The 16,873-nt window shown below is 58.1% G+C and carries 17 protein-coding genes; 2 read left to right on the forward strand and 15 right to left on the reverse strand.

Translation table 11 applies throughout. The features are described from left to right. Positions 1–5: 5 nt before the first annotated feature. Complete coding sequence (locus tag MUU53_RS04900; RefSeq protein ID WP_247259886.1) at positions 6–980, forward strand: sugar-binding transcriptional regulator; 975 nt, start codon at positions 6–8, stop codon at positions 978–980. Positions 981–1,102: 122 nt separating this feature from the next. Here MUU53_RS04900 and MUU53_RS23285 read toward each other — a convergent pair whose 3' ends face one another. From MUU53_RS23285 to MUU53_RS04920, 4 genes are all read right to left on the reverse strand, one after another. After that, positions 1,103–1,264, reverse strand: coding sequence for a type II toxin-antitoxin system RelE/ParE family toxin (locus MUU53_RS23285; protein WP_343229099.1), 162 nt, complete (start codon positions 1,262–1,264; stop codon positions 1,103–1,105). Between the two features lie 2 nt (positions 1,265–1,266). Next, positions 1,267–1,503: a CopG family ribbon-helix-helix protein gene (locus MUU53_RS04910; protein WP_062555806.1), complete on the reverse strand. Its 237-nt coding sequence runs from the start codon at positions 1,501–1,503 to the stop codon at positions 1,267–1,269. A gap of 41 nt (positions 1,504–1,544) precedes the next feature. Then, positions 1,545–2,429 (reverse strand): methylated-DNA--[protein]-cysteine S-methyltransferase, encoded by an 885-nt coding sequence (locus tag MUU53_RS04915; protein WP_247259887.1) that lies wholly within the window; start codon positions 2,427–2,429, stop codon positions 1,545–1,547. A gap of 86 nt (positions 2,430–2,515) precedes the next feature. Then, complete coding sequence (locus tag MUU53_RS04920; protein WP_247259958.1) at positions 2,516–3,010, reverse strand: DUF2244 domain-containing protein; 495 nt, start codon at positions 3,008–3,010, stop codon at positions 2,516–2,518. A gap of 50 nt (positions 3,011–3,060) precedes the next feature. Between MUU53_RS04920 and nth the strand changes: the two genes are divergently transcribed. After that, positions 3,061–3,825: an endonuclease III gene (gene nth / locus MUU53_RS04925; RefSeq protein WP_247259888.1), complete on the forward strand. Its 765-nt coding sequence runs from the start codon at positions 3,061–3,063 to the stop codon at positions 3,823–3,825. Here nth and MUU53_RS04930 read toward each other — a convergent pair. From MUU53_RS04930 to MUU53_RS04980, 11 genes are all read right to left on the reverse strand, one after another. Next, entirely contained in the window at positions 3,775–4,524 is a 750-nt protein-coding gene (locus tag MUU53_RS04930) for a sulfate transporter family protein (protein ID WP_247259889.1), read from the reverse strand. The genes nth and MUU53_RS04930 overlap by 51 nt on opposite strands. 73 nt (positions 4,525–4,597) lie before the next feature. Further along, complete coding sequence (locus MUU53_RS04935) at positions 4,598–6,178, reverse strand: FGGY-family carbohydrate kinase (protein ID WP_247259890.1); 1,581 nt, start codon at positions 6,176–6,178, stop codon at positions 4,598–4,600. A gap of 52 nt (positions 6,179–6,230) precedes the next feature. Continuing rightward, a complete protein-coding gene (locus MUU53_RS04940; RefSeq protein ID WP_247259891.1) occupies positions 6,231–6,917 on the reverse strand; it encodes an HAD family hydrolase in 687 nt (228 codons plus the stop codon). Positions 6,918–6,926: 9 nt separating this feature from the next. Continuing rightward, positions 6,927–8,408 carry a mannitol dehydrogenase family protein gene (locus MUU53_RS04945; RefSeq protein ID WP_247259892.1) on the reverse strand — a complete coding sequence of 494 codons (1,482 nt, stop codon included), beginning with the start codon at positions 8,406–8,408 and terminating at the stop codon, positions 6,927–6,929. Between the two features lie 287 nt (positions 8,409–8,695). Beyond that, positions 8,696–9,472, reverse strand: a complete 777-nt coding sequence (locus tag MUU53_RS04950) for an L-iditol 2-dehydrogenase (protein ID WP_247259893.1) — start codon at positions 9,470–9,472, stop codon at positions 8,696–8,698. Then, a complete protein-coding gene (locus MUU53_RS04955) occupies positions 9,469–10,467 on the reverse strand; it encodes an ABC transporter ATP-binding protein (protein WP_247259894.1) in 999 nt (332 codons plus the stop codon). The genes MUU53_RS04950 and MUU53_RS04955 overlap by 4 nt, the downstream gene beginning before the upstream one ends. 26 nt (positions 10,468–10,493) lie before the next feature. Further along, entirely contained in the window at positions 10,494–11,324 is an 831-nt protein-coding gene (locus tag MUU53_RS04960; RefSeq protein WP_062555815.1) for a carbohydrate ABC transporter permease, read from the reverse strand. Positions 11,325–11,327: 3 nt separating this feature from the next. Next, positions 11,328–12,200 (reverse strand): carbohydrate ABC transporter permease, encoded by an 873-nt coding sequence (locus tag MUU53_RS04965; protein ID WP_247259895.1) that lies wholly within the window; start codon positions 12,198–12,200, stop codon positions 11,328–11,330. Between the two features lie 262 nt (positions 12,201–12,462). After that, entirely contained in the window at positions 12,463–13,782 is a 1,320-nt protein-coding gene (locus MUU53_RS04970) for an ABC transporter substrate-binding protein (RefSeq protein ID WP_247259896.1), read from the reverse strand. 147 nt (positions 13,783–13,929) lie between these two features. Then, on the reverse strand, positions 13,930–14,883 hold the full coding sequence (locus tag MUU53_RS04975) for a sugar-binding transcriptional regulator (RefSeq protein WP_247259897.1): 954 nt from the start codon (positions 14,881–14,883) through the stop codon (positions 13,930–13,932). Between the two features lie 129 nt (positions 14,884–15,012). After that, the gene (locus MUU53_RS04980; RefSeq protein WP_247259898.1) at positions 15,013–16,857 is read right to left on the reverse strand and encodes an ABC transporter ATP-binding protein; all 1,845 of its coding nucleotides are present in this window, start codon (positions 16,855–16,857) and stop codon (positions 15,013–15,015) included. Between the last annotated feature and the right edge of the window lie 16 nt (positions 16,858–16,873).

Here is a 16,873-nt window from a genome sequence, read left to right on the forward strand (position 1 = left end):
GCGCAGTGGCAAAGCTCAGACGCGAAACGCATCAGGCCTATTCGGAAGCCGCATCCCTTCGGTTGCGCGCCGCATGGCTCTATTACAATCAGGGCCTGACGCAAAAGGATGTCGCAGAAAAGCTCGGCATCAGCCGCTCCACCGTCATTCGCATGCTGGACGAGGCCTTGAAGCGGTCCGAGGTTCAGATCTGGATTAGCGAGGGGATCGATGATTGCGTCGAACTCGCCGTCAAGCTCGAAAAGGCCTACGGGCTGGATGAGGCCATCGTCGTACCGGCACCGGATCGATCCAATGCGGGTGGCATTGCAAAGGCGGTCGGTCTAGCGCTTGGCCATTTCCTGACGGAAGTGGTGGCCGATGATATGACAATCGGCGTCGGCTGGGGCCGAACCATGACCGCCTCGCTTTCCGGCTTTCGCCCGCCGCGGCGGGAGAACTGCAAGGTGGTTTCCCTGCTCGGTGGCATTGTTGCCGTGCACCAAACCAACCCTATCGACTACACCTGGCGCCTTGCCAGCCAGTTGGGGGCGGAGTGTTATATGTTCCTTGCGCCGCTCCTGGTGGATTCCGTTCAGACCAAACGGGCGCTTATCGAACAATGCGGTCTGAAAACCATCTACGATCTTGCCGAAAATCTCGATCTTGCCATCGTTTCCTGCGGCGATATCGGCCCGCACTCGACTTCGCTGTCAGAGGGCTTCATCTCGAAGACTGAGCTTCAGGATCTGATTGAGGCGGGCTGCGTCTGCGACACCATGTTCAATTTCCTGGACGCCGAAGGCCGCACGATCGATCATCCCATCAACGAGCGGGTCATGTCCGTCGATCTGGATACTCTGAAGAAGGCAAAGCACATCGTGCTATCCTCGGGCGGGGCCCACCGCGCCCATGCCATTCTCGCCACCATCCGCCGCATCGGCTGCAATACGCTGATTACCGATGAGGGCGCCGCGCGGGCATTGCTCGCTAAAGGCTAAACCTCATCTGGCCACGCCTTGGCGCCATGTTGAACAAACAATATTTCGACCGCTTCCTCGTTAACACGGTAAGCGACGATATAAGACGTTCCGCTTATGACGAGTTCCCTCGTTCCCGGAATCTATCCGATACGACCAGCAAATGGATTGTCGGACAGCAGCTGTTCGATCCGCGAGTGGATCACTCGAACGAGCTGCGCGGCAGCACGGGGATTGCGCTCAGCCACAAAATCACCGATCGCCTCAAGCTCGCGAAGGTAACGCCGCGTCCAGACGATTTTCACGCTCAAACCGGATCATACTTGGTCAGTACACGAGAAATCTCATCCTCGGATGCGAACTCTCCACTGTCCGCCTCGTCAAGGCCAGATTGAACTCCCGCGATCCAACGCTCCTGCCAGGCAAGAGACCGGCCATTGGCGAGAGCGTCTTCAATGATTTGACTTCTGGTAAGCCGCGAGCGCTCCGCCAAGAGATCGATGCGGCGGCTGATATCGTCAGAAAGTTCAATACTACTTTTCATCGTCGAATGATCTCACAAGAGAACCGCTGCATCAAGTTCCCTCACCCCTTCCCCGCTTCCCAGCCGAGAATGGCGCGCTTGCGCGTAAGGCCCCAGTGATAGCCGGTCAGAGCGCCGCTTTTGCCGAGCGCCCGATGGCATGGAACCACGAAGGAGATCGGGTTGCGCCCGATGGCAGCTCCCACTGCGCGGCTGGCTGTCGGCTGACCTATATCGCGCGCCACATCGGAATAGGTCACAGCCTTGCCGAAGGGTATTTTCAACAGACTTTGCCAGACCCGGATCTGGAAATCCGACCCAATGAGAACCACGCGCAACGGCTCTTCGCAGGCCCACCTTCGAGCGTCGAAAACACGGGAGACATAGGGCGCGGTCGTCTCTGGCTCCTCGACGTAAAGGGCATTCGGCCAGCGCCGTGCCATGTCGTGAAAACAGGCATCGCGTCCACCCTCGTCATCCGTAAAGGCCAGTCCCGCAAGCCCTCGATCTGTAACCATCACCAGCGCCAGCCCGAAGGGTGACGGATGGAAACCATAGCGCATGGTCAGTCCACCGCCTTTTGCCTTCCACTCTCCCGGGCTCATGGCTTCGTGCGTCACGAAAAGATCATGCAACCGGCTGGGGCCGGACAGGCCAACCTCCAGCGAGGTTTCCAGAAGCGGAAGCTCCTCCTGATGCAGCAACCGTTTGGCGTGGTCCAGCGTCACCGCCTGCAGAAAGGCCTTCGGTGAAAGCCCCGCCCAACGCGTGAACACCTTTTGCAATTGCGTAGGCGATTGGCCGAGTTCTGCTGCGATCGCGCCCAGCGATGGCTGCTCGCGATAATCAAGAGTGATCAGCTCGATGACCTGCTTGACGATGGCATAGTCTTCGCCAGAGGGCGTAATGTCGTTAACCGTTTCGGGCGCGGGCGAGAATGCGTTCATAGCAGAGTTCCTATTCGTCGGCGCAATTCATCACGCCGGCGCGCGACACGCCACCCGTTTCTTGCTTAACGAGAAACAGGTAAATATCAGATCCGCTGCTTCACCGTCGCCAGTGCGGAACGAAAGGCCTTTGCAAAGCTTTCCCGATCATCAGGGTTCAGGAAGGATCCGATATCCGTATGCCGCCCCTCTCCCGTCACATGCATGGAGGTAATGCCGAACTCGTGGTGACGGCGTACTCTGAATCTCGCCCAGAAGGGGTTGAAGCTGTGCTCGACCACGCGCCCGGCAGGCGAAAATTTGCGGACGGAAACACTGGTCCGCGAGACGGTCACCTCTTCGCGCGCCCGCCCTGAGCGATAGTTCAGCAGGAAAGCACCCCATAGCAAAAGGAAATCCAGGCCGAAGAAAAGCCCGATCGGCCAAGCCCCTGTCGCGAGGAAGAAGATCGCATGCAGCATGCAAATGGCGCCGCTGATGGCCAGCATGATGCGGAAACCGCGTGACCCAAGGGAGCGATACGGAGTGAGTTCCGCGGAAAAAACCGGTTGTTCTTCTGTCGCCTGCACGTTGCCTTCCATCCTCTGCCTTGCGATACAAGCCATATGGCAACTCTTGAAACCTAATCCACATGCAAACCAGACAAAAGTCAAATGGCGCGGCGAGAAGCCGCAGACATGCCCGCACCGCCTATAACAAGGCAGAACTGGAAGAAATCTTCCGTAGGTTCTCGATCCAGAGACCGGAACCGAAGGGCGAACTGGAACATGTGAACCCGTTTACACTCGTGGTGGCGGTGGCTCTATCCGCCCAGGCAACCGATGTCGGGGTCAATCGCGCCACGCGCAAACTGTTCCAGATTGCCGATACGCCGGAAAAAATGCTGGCGCTCGGCGAAGACGGAGTCATAGAGCACATCAAGACCATTGGGCTTTATCGCAACAAGGCAAAAAACGTCATCGCGCTCTGTCGAATGCTGATTGATGAATTCGGCAGTGAAGTGCCAAAGACGCGCGAAGAACTGATGCGTTTGCCGGGCGTAGGTCGCAAGACGGCCAACGTCGTTATGTCGATGGCCTTCGGCATTCCAACATTGGCCGTCGATACCCATGTTTTCCGTATAGCCAACCGCATCAAGCTGGCTCCGGGCACGACCCCGGATGCAGTGGAGGAAAACCTGCTGCGGGTGATCCCGAAGGATTATCTCTTACACGCGCACCACTGGCTGATCCTGCATGGACGCTACACCTGCAAGGCGCGCAAGCCGGAATGCGAAACTTGCGTCATTGCCGATCTCTGCCGCTATCCCGCCAAGACGAACGATATTCCGGCTGTCCTTGAGGAATTACCCGCGCAGATGATTGGCGCTTCCAGTCTGGCCGACGAGAGTGAATGACGGATCGCGGCGGCTGATCGCCTTGTGAAGGTGCACCATCAGCCCCGCCGCAAACAGGGGCGTCAGCAGATTGACGAATGGGATAGCCAGGAATGCCGCGATCAGAAGGCCCGCCAGAAACACCGTCCCCTTATGTTTCTGGCGAAAGGCCTTGGCTTCCGGCGGTGTGCGAAAGCGCATGGCGGCGAATTCGAAGAATTCACGCCCCAGCAGGTAACCGTTCACGAGGAAGAAGGCGAGAAGATTGACGCCTGGAATGAACAGCAGAAACAGGGCGATGATATTGCCGACGATGACAACTCCGAGAAATTGCACGGATTCCAGAATGGCGCGGCCAAGCGGTAGGGCCATACCGGGTGCATCTAAGGCATAGTCCCGCTTCTCGACCACCTCCGCCACATCATCCAGAAACAGACCGGCAATCAGCGCTGTGATGGGCGCAATCAGAAGCGCTAGCCCGAGTGCCAGTCCGATCCCGGCCAGGATGGCGAATAGGAAAGTCAGCCAGCCTGCCCAGTCCGGCACGGTCGGCATCAACTGCGCAAAATACGGCCAGATATAAAGGGCGAAGACCTCCCGCAGGGCAAACCACAGGCCGATCAGCACCAGGATGGTCAAGCCCAGGACTTTCCAGAACACGGAGCGTGTTTCCTGCGCAAATAGGTTGATCAGCGATAGTCGCGCGGCATCGAAAAGCATGGGTCGCGGCTCCTTTTGTTACCACCCATGTAGGAGGGGGAGATTTTTCAAACAAGCGGTGAGGCCGACTGATTCAAATTCGTTCCAGTTCGGCCCGATGACGATGCATGACCAGGAAGCGCCTGTAGTCGCGGTCGTAAAGCTCCTTGCGCGCCGGATCGCACCGACGGATCGTTCCACCCTGATCCATCGTTCTGCCGGCATCCGCCATCGTTGCATTCATCCCGGCCGCCACGGATGCCGCCATTGCGGAGCCCAGAAGCACCGCATCTGGCGCATGGGGGATACGGATGGCACGCCCCGTCACATCCGCATAAAGCTCCACAAGCAGTGGGTTATTAATGTGACCTCCCCCGGCATGCAGCATGTCGAAACGATACCCGATCTCTTCCATCGCATCGAGAATATGCCGCAGGCCGAGAACCAGCGCAACACAGGTGCGCCAGTAGATCCGGCACAGACCGTCGAAACTTGTATCGAGCGTCAGCCCGCTCAGCACGCCAGTTGCACGCGGATTGGCAAGAGGAGAACGATTTCCGTGGAAGTCCGGAAGAATATGCAGGCCTTCTCCAAAACGCTCACCTTCTTGGGCCCGCAGAACGGTGATTCGATCAATGATTGACTGATGGCGCGCCGCGTCAGGCTCGCCGCCACTGGCATGCATTCGCACAATATGATCGAGAAGCGCTCCTGTGGCGGATTGACTACCCTCCATCAACCAGAAGTGATCGAGCGCCGCTTCGAAAAATGGTCCCCAAAGCGACGCACCGTGACGTTGCGTCCTTGAAAAGGCGACCAGACAGCTGGATGTTCCGCCAATCAGTGCGGCGTTCCTTTCAAGTGCCTCATCATTGTCCAGAACACCGGCGAGAAGGCCAAGCCCACCGGCATAGGCATCGATCAATCCCGCCGAAACAACGCATGCTTCATCAAGGCCAAGCTCTTGCGCAGCCTTTGCGTTGAGATTTCCGATGGCAGCTCCGGGCCCCGCACTATGGTCCGTAAGGCCGCCTCTTTCGCGAAAATCCTCCAGCCCGGCCCGAGCAAGAAAATCGAGATTCCAACCCTGTTGCTCGTGAGCAAGATAGTTCCATTTGGCGGTCAGCGTGCTGCGCGAACGAGTGGGAGATCCTGTCGCACGCCAGGTCATGAAATCGGCAAGATCGAAGAAGAAGCCAGACTTTTGCCACTGCTTCGGCATGTACCGCTTGAACCACATGAGTTTCGGGATCTGCATCTCGGGTGAAAGCGAGCCGCCGACATGATCGAGAACCGGATGGCCTGTCGCGTTCATTTCCTCGGCTTCAGCCACGGCACGGTGATCGAGCCAGACAATCGTATCGAAACGCGGATCGCCCGTTTCTGAAACGCAGAGCGGCGCGCCTTGGCTATCGCGGATGACGAGAGAACAGGTCGCATCGAACCCCAGGCCAGCGATCTGCGAGGCTTTCAGTCCGGATAATGACAGGGCCTGGCGTACGGCATGGCAAGTCGCACGCCATATGTCTTCCGAATCGTGTTCGGCAAAATCGCCTGGTCCCCGCCGCATTTCAATCGGGTGAAGGGCCTTTGCCAACATTCGACCGTCACGACTGAAAATGCCTGCGCGCGCACTGGTCGTCCCTATATCGACCGCGACCAGATACTCCCGCATTAGGCTCTGCTTTCCATCCCGTTGGGCCCCCACCCTTGCATCAACGCCGATCTCAGGCTGGAGACTCACACTCTTTTGCGACAAGGTGGATCAAATCAGCCATGTCGTCAAATGTGACGGTCGGCTTAAGTGCGGAAATCTCGGTACGATAGTCTTCCCGGTCCGCATGCGATCCGCCAGTGAAGGCAAAGACTTTCATACCTGCTCGTTGAGCCGCCAGAATACCTGCCGGACTATCCTCGACCACAATACAAGAGTGGGGGTCTACGCCCATTTCTTTTGCCGCATGAAGAAAAAGATCGGGCGCAGGCTTACCGTTTTTCACCATCGTGGCGCTGAAGATATACGGCTCTAGAAAGTCCCTCAATCCCGTCAGGCCAAGCGAGAGACGAATGCGTTCGGGCTGACTTGAGGATGCAACGCATTTACGCCAGGGAAAATGGGCCAGAATCTCCGCCATACCTGCAATCGGCTGTAACTCCTGCTCGAACCGGCTGTAGAGAGCCCGCCGCATCCGCTCCAGGAACGCGGCATCAGCACGGATGTCGAAGTCCGTGTCCAGTACCGAGACAAGCGTTGCCATGCTGCGCCCCAGAAATCGTTGATAGGCTTCGGCCTCGGTCAGATGGCCACCATGCGCAGCCACCGTATCCAGCAGCACACGGATGGAGAGCGGTTCGCTATCCACCAGCACACCGTCGCAATCAAAGATCAACAGGGGTTCGCGTACGTTCAACATGGAGCAAACTTAGCCGATCAGACGATCATCAAGATAGAGCCGAAGTGTCTCAGACGTCCCCTTCGTCCACAGGGTCTTCAAGGCATGCGCAAAACGGCTGCGGAAATGCTCGGAACCGGATACGGCACCAAATATTTCAGCGAAGACCAGAAAGGCATCCGGATTGTCTTTCGCCTGAAGAGCGGCAGCTTGAAGTTTTTCCGCGCTCGCATCGTTGAAGACGATTGGCTTGCCACTGTCCGTCGTTCCGGCAAAATATCGGCACCAGAGGGCTGAAACCAATGACAGCCCAACGATATCCTGCCCCTGCCTCAAACGGTCTACGGTCGAGGGCAGGATGAATTTTGGCTGGCGGTTGGAGCCATCCTGAGCGAGGCGCGGAATAGTGTCGCCGATCTTCGGGTTGAGAAAACGCCGCTCGATCAGTTGGTAATAGTCGTTGAGATCCGTATCCGGCACTGGTGGCACGATGGGAATGATCTCCTCGCGTTCCAGCTTGGCAAGGAAGGCCCGGATCAGCGGATGCTCCATCGCCTCATGCACGAAATGAATGTCGAGAAGCGCTGCCGGATAGGCAATCGCCGCATGCCCACCATTCAGGATACGGATCTTCATCAGCTCGTAGGGGGCAACGTCGGCCACAAATTGCACACCCACTTTTTCCAGCGCTGGACGGCCAGCAGAAAAATTGTCTTCCATCACCCACTGCTTGAATTCCTCGCAGAAGACAGGCCAGTTGTCGTCAATGCCGAATTCGTGGTTGAGCAGGTCGATCTCGCGCTTGCCGGTCGCAGGCGTAATCCGGTCTACCATGGAGTTTGGAAACGCCACGTTCTCATGGATCCAGTTAGCAAAGGCCGGATCGGAGAGACGGGCCAGACCGCAGACGGTATTTTCCGTCACGTGGCCATTGCCGGGAATATTGTCACAAGACATGACCGTGAAGGGAGCGATGCCCTTCTCCCGCCGCAGCTTCAAACCGGCGATGATCAGCCCGAACACCGTCTTCGGCTGAGCGGGGGTCTGGCTGTCCGCAACAATGGCTGGATGGGCCGGATTGAAATGGCCCTCGGCATCAATGAAGTATCCGCCTTCGGTAATGGTCATTGAAACGATCCGGATTTTCGGATCGGCCAGGGCCGCGACAATGGCGCCAGAATCTCCGACCGGCAGGATATCGACCATCGGCGCCGTAATCCGTGCACCAGTCTTGTTATTGTCCTGCTCGACGACGGTGGTCAGGAAATCCTGAACCGCAAGCTTTTCACGCATGGCTTGGTCGGACGGCAGGACGCCTGCTCCAAGGATGGCCCAGTCATGGTCCCGGCCAAGATTGAACAGATCGTCCAGATAGACCGCCTGATGGGCACGATGGAAGTTTCCGACACCGAAATGCAGAATACCCGCAGAGAGATGACCCGGATCATAGCCCGGAACAGTGGCGGTTTTGCCGGCATCGGCAAGCGTGGATAGAGAGAGTTTGATGGTCATGACGTCACGTCCTGGGAAGGGAAAAAATGATTGAAACGTTCGCCTCAAGATCTCGACAGGTTGCACTACCCCCCTCTGTCCTGCCGGACATCTCCCCCTCAAGGGGGGAGATCGACCCGTGGCGCACCTCCAGCCCCGATGAGAGCCAACCACTTTCGGCAGATTCAGTGAGAGTATCTGTCGAGCGTGTGCTTCTTGCTGATCTCCCCCCTTGAGGGGGAGATGCCTGGCAAGGCAGAGGGGGGTGCATTGAAACCTTGGGCGTTCTCATGGTGACCGGCCCCGTCTCAACTCATCCAGTTGCCGCCGTCGACATTGTATGTCTGGGCGACGATGTAATCTGCCTCGGGAGAAGCCAGGAAAATGGCCATGCCGGTCAGGTCTTCGGCGCGGCCCATGCGACCGAAGGGCACCGACTCTCCCACAAGCCGCTTCTTTTCGCCGAGGGGCCGGTTTTCATATCTGGCGAAATGCGCGTCGACGCCGTCCCAATGCTCGCCATCGACCACGCCCGGGGCAATCGCGTTGACATTGATGCCATGCTTGATCAGATCGAGCCCTGCCGATTGCGTCAGAGAAATGATTGCCGCCTTGGTGGCACAATAGACACCGACCAGCGCTTCGCCCCGTCGGCCTGCCTGACTGGCCATGTTTATGATCTTGCCGCCCTGCCCGCGGGCGACCATGCTTCTGGCAACTGCCTGCAGCATGAACAGCGAACCGGCGACATTGATCGAAAACAGCGTCTCGTAGCTCTGCCGGGTGATCTCGACGATGGGCGCCAGATCAAACAGCGCCGCATTGTTGATGAGAATATCGACGCCGCCCGTTTTCGCCTCGACCGCCTTTACGGCTTCGTCGATGCTGTCCTGACGCGTGACATCAAGATGCACCGCATAGGCTTGAGCGCCGATTTCGTTGGCCGTCTCGGTCGCGCGCTCCAGATTGATATCGGCGATCGCAACCGTTGCACCCTCGCGCACATAGGCTTCCGCGAAAGCACGCCCGATGCCCCGTGCCGAGCCGGTGATGATGGCAGATTTCCCCTGAAGACGACCCGTCATAGCGCAAGCCCCCTGTCGTTGAAGCGATGCAGCTTGGTTTCATCCGGCGTCAGGTAGACTCGGTCGCCGTGGCGAACGCCAAACTCGCCACCGGCACGGGCCGTAACGGTTCCGACGTCGGGAACCTCGATATGCATGAACGTGTCCGAACCCAGATGCTCGGCAATCGTGACCGTGCCTTCCCAGAGACCGCTGTCACGGGAGAGACCTATATGCTCCGGGCGGATGCCAACCGTCTTCGCACCATTAGCCTCAGCAAACTTACCTTCAATGAGGTTCATGCGCGGAGACCCGATGAAGCCTGCGACGAACAGATTGGCTGGCTTGCGGTAGAGCTCCAGGGGAGAGCCGACCTGTTCGATATTGCCGCGATTGAGCACGACGATCTTGTCGGCCATGGTCATGGCTTCCACCTGGTCGTGCGTCACGTAGATCATCGTGGTCTTGAGCTGCTGGTGCAGCTCACTGATCTCGAGACGCATGTTGACGCGCAGCGCCGCATCGAGGTTCGACAGCGGCTCATCGAACAGGAAGGCCTTCGGCTGACGCACAATGGCGCGACCGATCGCGACACGCTGGCGCTGCCCGCCAGACAGCTGACGCGGCTTGCGCTCCAGATAATCGGTAAGGTTCAGAACACGCGCCGCATCGGACACCTTGCGGTCGATCTCGCCCTTGTCCATGCCCGCCATCTTCAGCGGGAAGGCGATGTTGGAACGCACGCTCATATGCGGGTAAAGCGCATAGGACTGGAATACCATGGCAAGACCGCGCTTTGCCGGTGGCAGTTCCGTCGCGTTCTGCCCATCGATGACAATCTCGCCGCCGGACACATCTTCCAGACCGGCAATCAGGCGCAACAGGGTGGACTTGCCGCAGCCGGAAGGGCCGACGAACACCACGAACTCGCCCTCGTTGATCTGAAGATCGATGGACGGAATAACCTTGGCTTCGCCAAAGACCTTGGAGACGCTGCGAAGAGTAATGGAACCCATCTTCGTTTTCCTTGAATAACGGCCGACTACTTCACGGCGCCGAAGGTCAGGCCGCGCACGAGCTGCTTCTGGCTGAACCATCCGAGGATGACGATCGGTGCGATCGCCATGGTCGAGGCAGCAGAGAGCTTTGCGTAGAAAAGACCTTCGGGGCTGGAATAGGAGGCGATGAATGTGGTGAGCGGAGCCGCGTTCGAGGTTGTCAGGTTCAACGTCCAGAAGGCTTCGTTCCAGGCCAGAATGATGTTGAGCAACAAGGTGGAGGCAATGCCGGGAACCGCCATCGGTGTCAGGACATAGATGACTTCCTTCATGAGGGAGGCACCATCCATGCGGGCAGCTTCCAGAATCTCGCCCGGGATTTCCTTGAAGTAGGTGTAGAGCATCCAGACGATGATCGGCAGGTTGATCAAGGTCAGCACCACCACGAGTCCGATGCGGCTATCCAAGAGACCGCCATCCCGGAAGATCAGATAGATCGGGATCAGCGCGCCAACCGGCGGCATCATCTTGGTGGAGAGCATCCACATCAGCACATCCTTGGTGCGCTTGGTCGGCGAAAACGCCATGGCCCAGGCCGCAGGAATGGCAATGAGGAGGCCCAGCAGCGTCGAGCCGAACGAGATAACCACCGAATTCCAGAAATGGCTGAAGTAGTCCGACCGACTCTGCACCTCGTGGTAGTTTTCCATCGTCCAGTTGAAGAAGAGGAAGACGGGAGGGGAAGCGATGGCATCGCCTTCCGACTTGAAGCTGGTGAGGAAGGTCCACAGGATCGGAAAGAACATCAGGAACCCGATGGTCCAGGCCATCACCGTGAAGGCGACTTTTCGTTGAGTAGAGACTTTGCGTGCCATGGATCAAGCCTCCAGATTCTTGCCGATCATGCGGATCAGGAAGATCGCAACGATATTGGCCAGCACGACCGCGACAATGCCACCGGCAGAGGCTCCGCCCACATCGAACTGCAGAAGCGCCTGGGTGTAGACGAGATAGGTGATATTCGTGCTCTGCGTGCCCGGCCCGCCATTGGTGGTGACGAGGATTTCGGCAAAGACCGACAGAAGGAAAATCGTCTCGATCAGTACCACCACCGTAATGGCGCGGGCCATGTGTGGGAGCGTGATGTAGATGAATTTGGAAATGGGACCGGCACCGTCCATTTCGGCGGCTTCTTTCTGCTCTTCGTCAAGCGATTGAAGCGCCGTCAGCAGGATCAGCGTTGCAAAGGGCAGCCACTGCCACGCCACGATGATGACGACGGAGGTCAGCGGTGCCACAGCCAGCCAGTCCAGCGGTTCCGCGCCGAGCAGGCGGAAGAGCCATGCAAACAGTCCGTTGACCGGGTTCATGAACATGTTCTTCCACACCAGCGCCGCAACCGTTGGCATGATGAAGAAGGGCGCAATGACCAGGATGCGCACAATGCCCTGGCCGAACATCGGCTGGTCGAGCAGAAGCGCCATCAGAATTCCGCCGATCACCGATATGGCAAGCACGCCGCCAACCAGGAGAAGCGTGTTCTTCAACGCATCGAAGAAAGCCGGATCGGTCAGGAAGAACTCGTAGTTCAGCAGACCGGTGAATTCTTCCGTGCCGGGCATCAGCAGGTTGTAGCGCAGCAGGGAGAAATAGATCGTCATGCCAAGGGGCACGATCATCCAGGCAAACAGCAGGATGACGGACGGAGCCATCATCAACCGCGCAGCCGAACGCGTATGGGTCGTCGCCATTTTGGCCGCCTCCGGGAAAGGGTTTAAGTTCGCATTAGCATCCCGCCCCCTCTGGCTGCCGCCATCTCCCCCACAAGGGGGGAGAAACCTCGCGGCACTGTTCTGCTCGAAAAGAAAGGCAGATCGGTGCGGCAGCTTAAGCCCCTCCCCTTGTGGGGAGGGGTTGGGGAGGGGTTTTGAATGCAACACCAGGATCTTGCAGATCCCCGCCCGGCAGGGCAGAGGGGGTATCGTTATTCAAGCGCCGAAGTTGCAGGGCAAATTACTTCTTCGGATAACCGGCCTTCTTCATTTCACGCTCGGTCAACTGCTGTGCGCTGGCTAGGGCCTGATCGACCGTCACCTGACCGGCAAGAGCCGCAGAGAACTGCTGCCCAACAGCGGTTCCGATCGCCTGAAATTCGGGGATCGCCACATACTGAACGCCTTCATAAGGAACCGGCTTGACGGTCGGCTTCTTCGGGTCGGCCGCGTTGATGCTGTCGAGCGTCATCTTCGCGAAAGGAGCCGCCTTCTGGTACTCGGCGTTCTGGTAGAGCGATGTGCGCGTGCCCGGAGGAACGTTTGCCCAGCCTTCCTTCTCGGCCACGAGGTTGAGATAGTCCTTGCTGGTTGCCCAGGCGATGAACTTCTCTGCCGCTTCAACCTTCTTGGAGCCGGCAGGGATTGCGAGATTCCAGGACCACAACCAGTTGCCACGCTTGCCAAGACCCGTATCTGGAGCCAAAGCGAAGCCAACCTTGTCGGCGACCTTGCTTTCCTTCGGGTTCGTCACGAAGGAGGCGGCAACCGTTGCATCAATCCACATGCCGCACTTGCCGGTCTGGAAGAGCGCCAGGTTTTCGTTGAAGCCGTTCGAAGAAGCGCCCGGAGGGCCAGCGTCCTTCATGAGCTTGACGTAGAAGTCGAGTGTCTTCTTCCACTCAGGCTGATCGAACTGCGGCTTCCAGTTCTCGTCGAACCAGCGGGCACCGAAAGCGTTCGAGGTGGCGGTCAGGAAGGCCATGTTCTCGCCCCAACCGGCTTTGCCGCGAAGGCAGATACCATAGGTCTCGGATCCCTTGTCGGTGATCTTGCGGGCCGCATCGGCAATGAAGTCCCAGGTCGGGGCATCCGGCATCTTCAGCCCGGCCTTGTCGAACAGGTCCTTGCGGTACATGACCATCGAGCTTTCGCCGTAGAAGGGCGCGGCATAGAGCTTGCCATCGACGGTGAGACCGGAACGGATCGGCGGCAGCAGATCGTTCGCATCGTAGGCGGCATCCTTGGAAAGCTTGTCGAGCGGCGCAAGCCAGCCCTGCTTGCCCCAGATCGGGGCCTCATAGATGCCGATGGTCATCACGTCATACTGGCCACCCTTGGTCGCCACATCCGTCGTCACCTTCTGACGCAGAATATTTTCCTCAAGGGTTACCCATTTGACGTCGATGCCGGGGTTTTTCTTGGTGAACTCATCCGTCAGCTTCTGCATGCGGATCATGTCGCCGTTGTTGACGGTCGCGATCGTCAGCGTTTCTGCAGATGCAACACCGGAGAATGCCAGCGCAGAGACCGCGCCAAGCAGAATGGTCTTCAATGTCATGTCTTCCTCCCAGAAGAACGAAAACGAGCATTCGCTTTGCTCGTGGGCAATTACTCACTTTTGGAGCAAAAATGTCAAGCAGCTATCGTCGCTGCATTGCAGCGAAGACACCTCAACTCTCTGATTTTACGAATGAAAAATTTTAGATCAACGCTTGAGCAAATGCTCAGCAGTTCGCTCATCTGTAATGAGACCGTTGATCATTCCGCCCTTCAGCGCCGCAGCGATAGCCTGCTCCTTGCGCTTTCCGAGACCGACACCAATGACGATCGACCGGTCCCTTGGTGGGATTGGAACGCTGGCCACACGCTCGTTGAGCGGATGATCGAGAAGCAAACCGTCGTGTCCGAACACCCAGCCACAGATTTCGCCAACAGCACCGGACTGCATCAAGGCAGTCATTTCGTCGGGCGCCAGAAAGCCATCGACACACAGCGGCGCATCGACACCCAGTTCGCCAACGCCAACAAAGGTGACATCGGCTTCCGCACCGATATTGATTGTAGATTGAATAATGCTCTGCTGATGGAGCGCATCACGCTCCTCGGGGGAAGAGCAGAGAACGGGCAAGGGCATTGGAAAATGACGCGCCTTGATCGCATCCGCCATGGAGAAGATGACGTTGTAATAGGCCGCAGACCCATCAGGTCCGATATTACCGGTCAGCGAGACCACGCGATGCTGCGGGCATTCCATCGGCTCGAGTTGATCAACGGCAGCTTTGAGGGTCCGTCCTGTGCCGATCGCAAGAACAATCGGATCTGCCTTCTTCAGCCATCGCTCGATTTCCGCTGCCGCAGCTTCGGCTATGCCGACCGTCGTGGACGTAGCGGCCGGATCGCTTGGAACGACTTCGATGTGCTGCAGACCATATCGCTTTTGAAGGGCAGCGCCATATTCGAGGCATATACCGATCGGATGGTCGACACGAACCTTGATGAGACGTTCAGCGACCGCCAGAGACACAAGGCGCTGAGCCGATTGCCGGGAAATTCCCATGGTGGCGGCAATCTCGTCCTGCGTTCTGCCCGCGACGTAGTAGAGCCAACCTGCTCTTGCTGCATCATCGAGCCGCCCTTGCGTATCGGATTTCCTGGCCATGTGTGAGGTCTCGCCCTGATCTCAGGCACTGCTGGCATGTTTGACAATGGAATGTCAAATGCCATGCATCGAATTGCAACAAGGCCGCACCATAACGGCGCGGCCTTGCATCATTCTGAACGAGACGGATCAGTCGACTTGAACCAGATGCCCCTCGGAAATCTCGCGATACTGGCGCACGGGCGGAACATATCCGGCCGGACGCACGGGGCTCTTGATCTCATCCGTGGACAGGTTGCGCTTGATTCTTCTGCGGGACGGATCCGGAACCGGAACCGCCGCCATGAGCTTTTTCGTGTAGGGGTGCTGGGGATTTTCAAAGACTGCCGCGCGCGGCCCGATCTCGACGATTTCACCCAGATACATCACCGCCACCCGGTGGCTGACCCGCTCCACGACTGCCATGTCGTGGCTGATGAACAGATAGGCCAGATTGAGGCTTTGCTGAAGATCAAGCAACAGGTTGCAGACCTGCGCCTTGATCGAGACATCGAGCGCCGACACCGCTTCATCGGCAACGATGACCTTCGGATCGAGCATCAGCGCACGAGCAATCGCGATGCGCTGCCGCTGGCCACCGGAAAACTCGTGCGGATAACGCCGCATCATGTCCGGTGAAAGCCCGACCTTGGCAAGAAGATCAGCAGCCTTGTCGCGTGCCTGCGCGGTTGTGCCAAGGCTATGCTCGATATACGGCTCCATGACCGCCGAACCAATGCTCATGCGCGGATTGAGGCTGGCGAACGGATCCTGGAAAACCATCTGGATCGAGCGGCGCATGGTGCGAAGCGTCGTGCGGTCGAGGCCCATGACATTGTAGCCATCGACCATCACCTGTCCGGCTGTCGGCTCGACGAGACGGGTGACCGACCGACCTGTTGTGGACTTGCCGCAGCCCGATTCGCCCACTAGCGAGAGTGTCTCGCCCTCGAACAACTGGAACGAAACCTTCTCAACCGCGTGGACCGCACCGGTCTGACGGCCGAAGATCCCGGAGCGGATGGCAAAGCGGGTGGTCAGATCCCGAACTTCGAGGATCGGGGTCTTCGTCTTGGCGACAGTATCCGTCACTTCGGCCAGTGGCTGGGCCTCGCCGGACTTCACGTCGATGATGGGGAAACGCAGCGGCAACTGCCGATCCTTCATCGAGCCGAGACGTGGAACAGCTGCCAGAAGCGCGCGGGTGTAGGGATGCTGGCCACGATGGAAGATGTCGTCCGTGGCGCCGGTTTCCACTTGTTCGCCGCGGAACATGACAATGGTGCGGTCAGCGATTTCTGCAACGACCCCCATGTCATGCGTGATGAAGAGAACGGACATGCCCTCCTCATCCTGCAATTCCTTGATCAGATCCAGAATCTGACCCTGGATCGTCACGTCGAGTGCGGTCGTCGGTTCGTCGGCGATCAGAAGCTTCGGCTTCGAGGCGAGCGCCATGGCAATCATCACGCGTTGGCGCATGCCGCCGGAAAACTGATGCGGATATTCGTCGAAGCGGCCTTTCGCATTCGGAATTCGGACCTTTTCCAGAAGCCGGATGACCTCCGCCTTTGCATCCGCCGCCGAGATATCCTGATGCACCGTCAGGGCTTCGGCGATCTGCTTTCCGATTGGAAAGATCGGATTGAGGCTCGTCATCGGCTCCTGAAAGATCATCGAGATGTCATTGCCGCGAACCTGACGTATCTCCTCTTCCGGCAGCGACAGCAATTCCTTGCCACCGAGCACGACGCGGCCCTCGATCTTGCTGGAAACCTTGGGCAGCAGGCGCATGATGGAAAGAGACGTCACGCTCTTGCCGGAGCCGGACTCACCAACGATCGCGACCGTTTCGCGCGGCGCAATCGAAAAGCTCATATTGCGCACAACCGACTTCCATTCGCCATTGACGCGAAAGGATGTGGTCAGGTTTTCGACAGTCAGGACCGGCTTTGCCACGCCGTTCTGCTGGGAACTTTCGGTAGAATAAGCCATGGAGTTTTCCTTGTGG

Source organism: Affinirhizobium lemnae (assembly GCF_022968395.1).
Lineage (GTDB): Bacteria > Pseudomonadota > Alphaproteobacteria > Rhizobiales > Rhizobiaceae > Neorhizobium > Neorhizobium lemnae.

Bases quoted from the DNA above. Each gene is read 5' to 3' on its own strand.
- MUU53_RS04920 (WP_247259958.1), bottom strand. From the start codon at position 3,010: ATGGAAGGCAACGTGCAGGCGACAGAAGAACAACCGGTTTTTTCCGCG.
- nth (WP_247259888.1), top strand. From the start codon at position 3,061: ATGCAAACCAGACAAAAGTCAAATGGCGCGGCGAGAAGCCGCAGACAT.
- MUU53_RS04960 (WP_062555815.1), bottom strand. From the start codon at position 11,324: ATGGCACGCAAAGTCTCTACTCAACGAAAAGTCGCCTTCACGGTGATG.
- MUU53_RS04955 (WP_247259894.1), bottom strand. From the start codon at position 10,467: ATGGGTTCCATTACTCTTCGCAGCGTCTCCAAGGTCTTTGGCGAAGCC.
- MUU53_RS04910 (WP_062555806.1), bottom strand. From the start codon at position 1,503: ATGAAAAGTAGTATTGAACTTTCTGACGATATCAGCCGCCGCATCGAT.
- MUU53_RS04965 (WP_247259895.1), bottom strand. From the start codon at position 12,200: ATGGCGACGACCCATACGCGTTCGGCTGCGCGGTTGATGATGGCTCCG.
- MUU53_RS04980 (WP_247259898.1), bottom strand. From the start codon at position 16,857: ATGGCTTATTCTACCGAAAGTTCCCAGCAGAACGGCGTGGCAAAGCCG.
- MUU53_RS04945 (WP_247259892.1), bottom strand. From the start codon at position 8,408: ATGACCATCAAACTCTCTCTATCCACGCTTGCCGATGCCGGCAAAACC.
- MUU53_RS04970 (WP_247259896.1), bottom strand. From the start codon at position 13,782: ATGACATTGAAGACCATTCTGCTTGGCGCGGTCTCTGCGCTGGCATTC.
- MUU53_RS04935 (WP_247259890.1), bottom strand. From the start codon at position 6,178: ATGCGGGAGTATCTGGTCGCGGTCGATATAGGGACGACCAGTGCGCGC.
- MUU53_RS04975 (WP_247259897.1), bottom strand. From the start codon at position 14,883: ATGGCCAGGAAATCCGATACGCAAGGGCGGCTCGATGATGCAGCAAGA.
- MUU53_RS04950 (WP_247259893.1), bottom strand. From the start codon at position 9,472: ATGACGGGTCGTCTTCAGGGGAAATCTGCCATCATCACCGGCTCGGCA.
- MUU53_RS04940 (WP_247259891.1), bottom strand. From the start codon at position 6,917: ATGTTGAACGTACGCGAACCCCTGTTGATCTTTGATTGCGACGGTGTG.
- MUU53_RS04915 (WP_247259887.1), bottom strand. From the start codon at position 2,429: ATGAACGCATTCTCGCCCGCGCCCGAAACGGTTAACGACATTACGCCC.
- MUU53_RS04930 (WP_247259889.1), bottom strand. From the start codon at position 4,524: ATGCTTTTCGATGCCGCGCGACTATCGCTGATCAACCTATTTGCGCAG.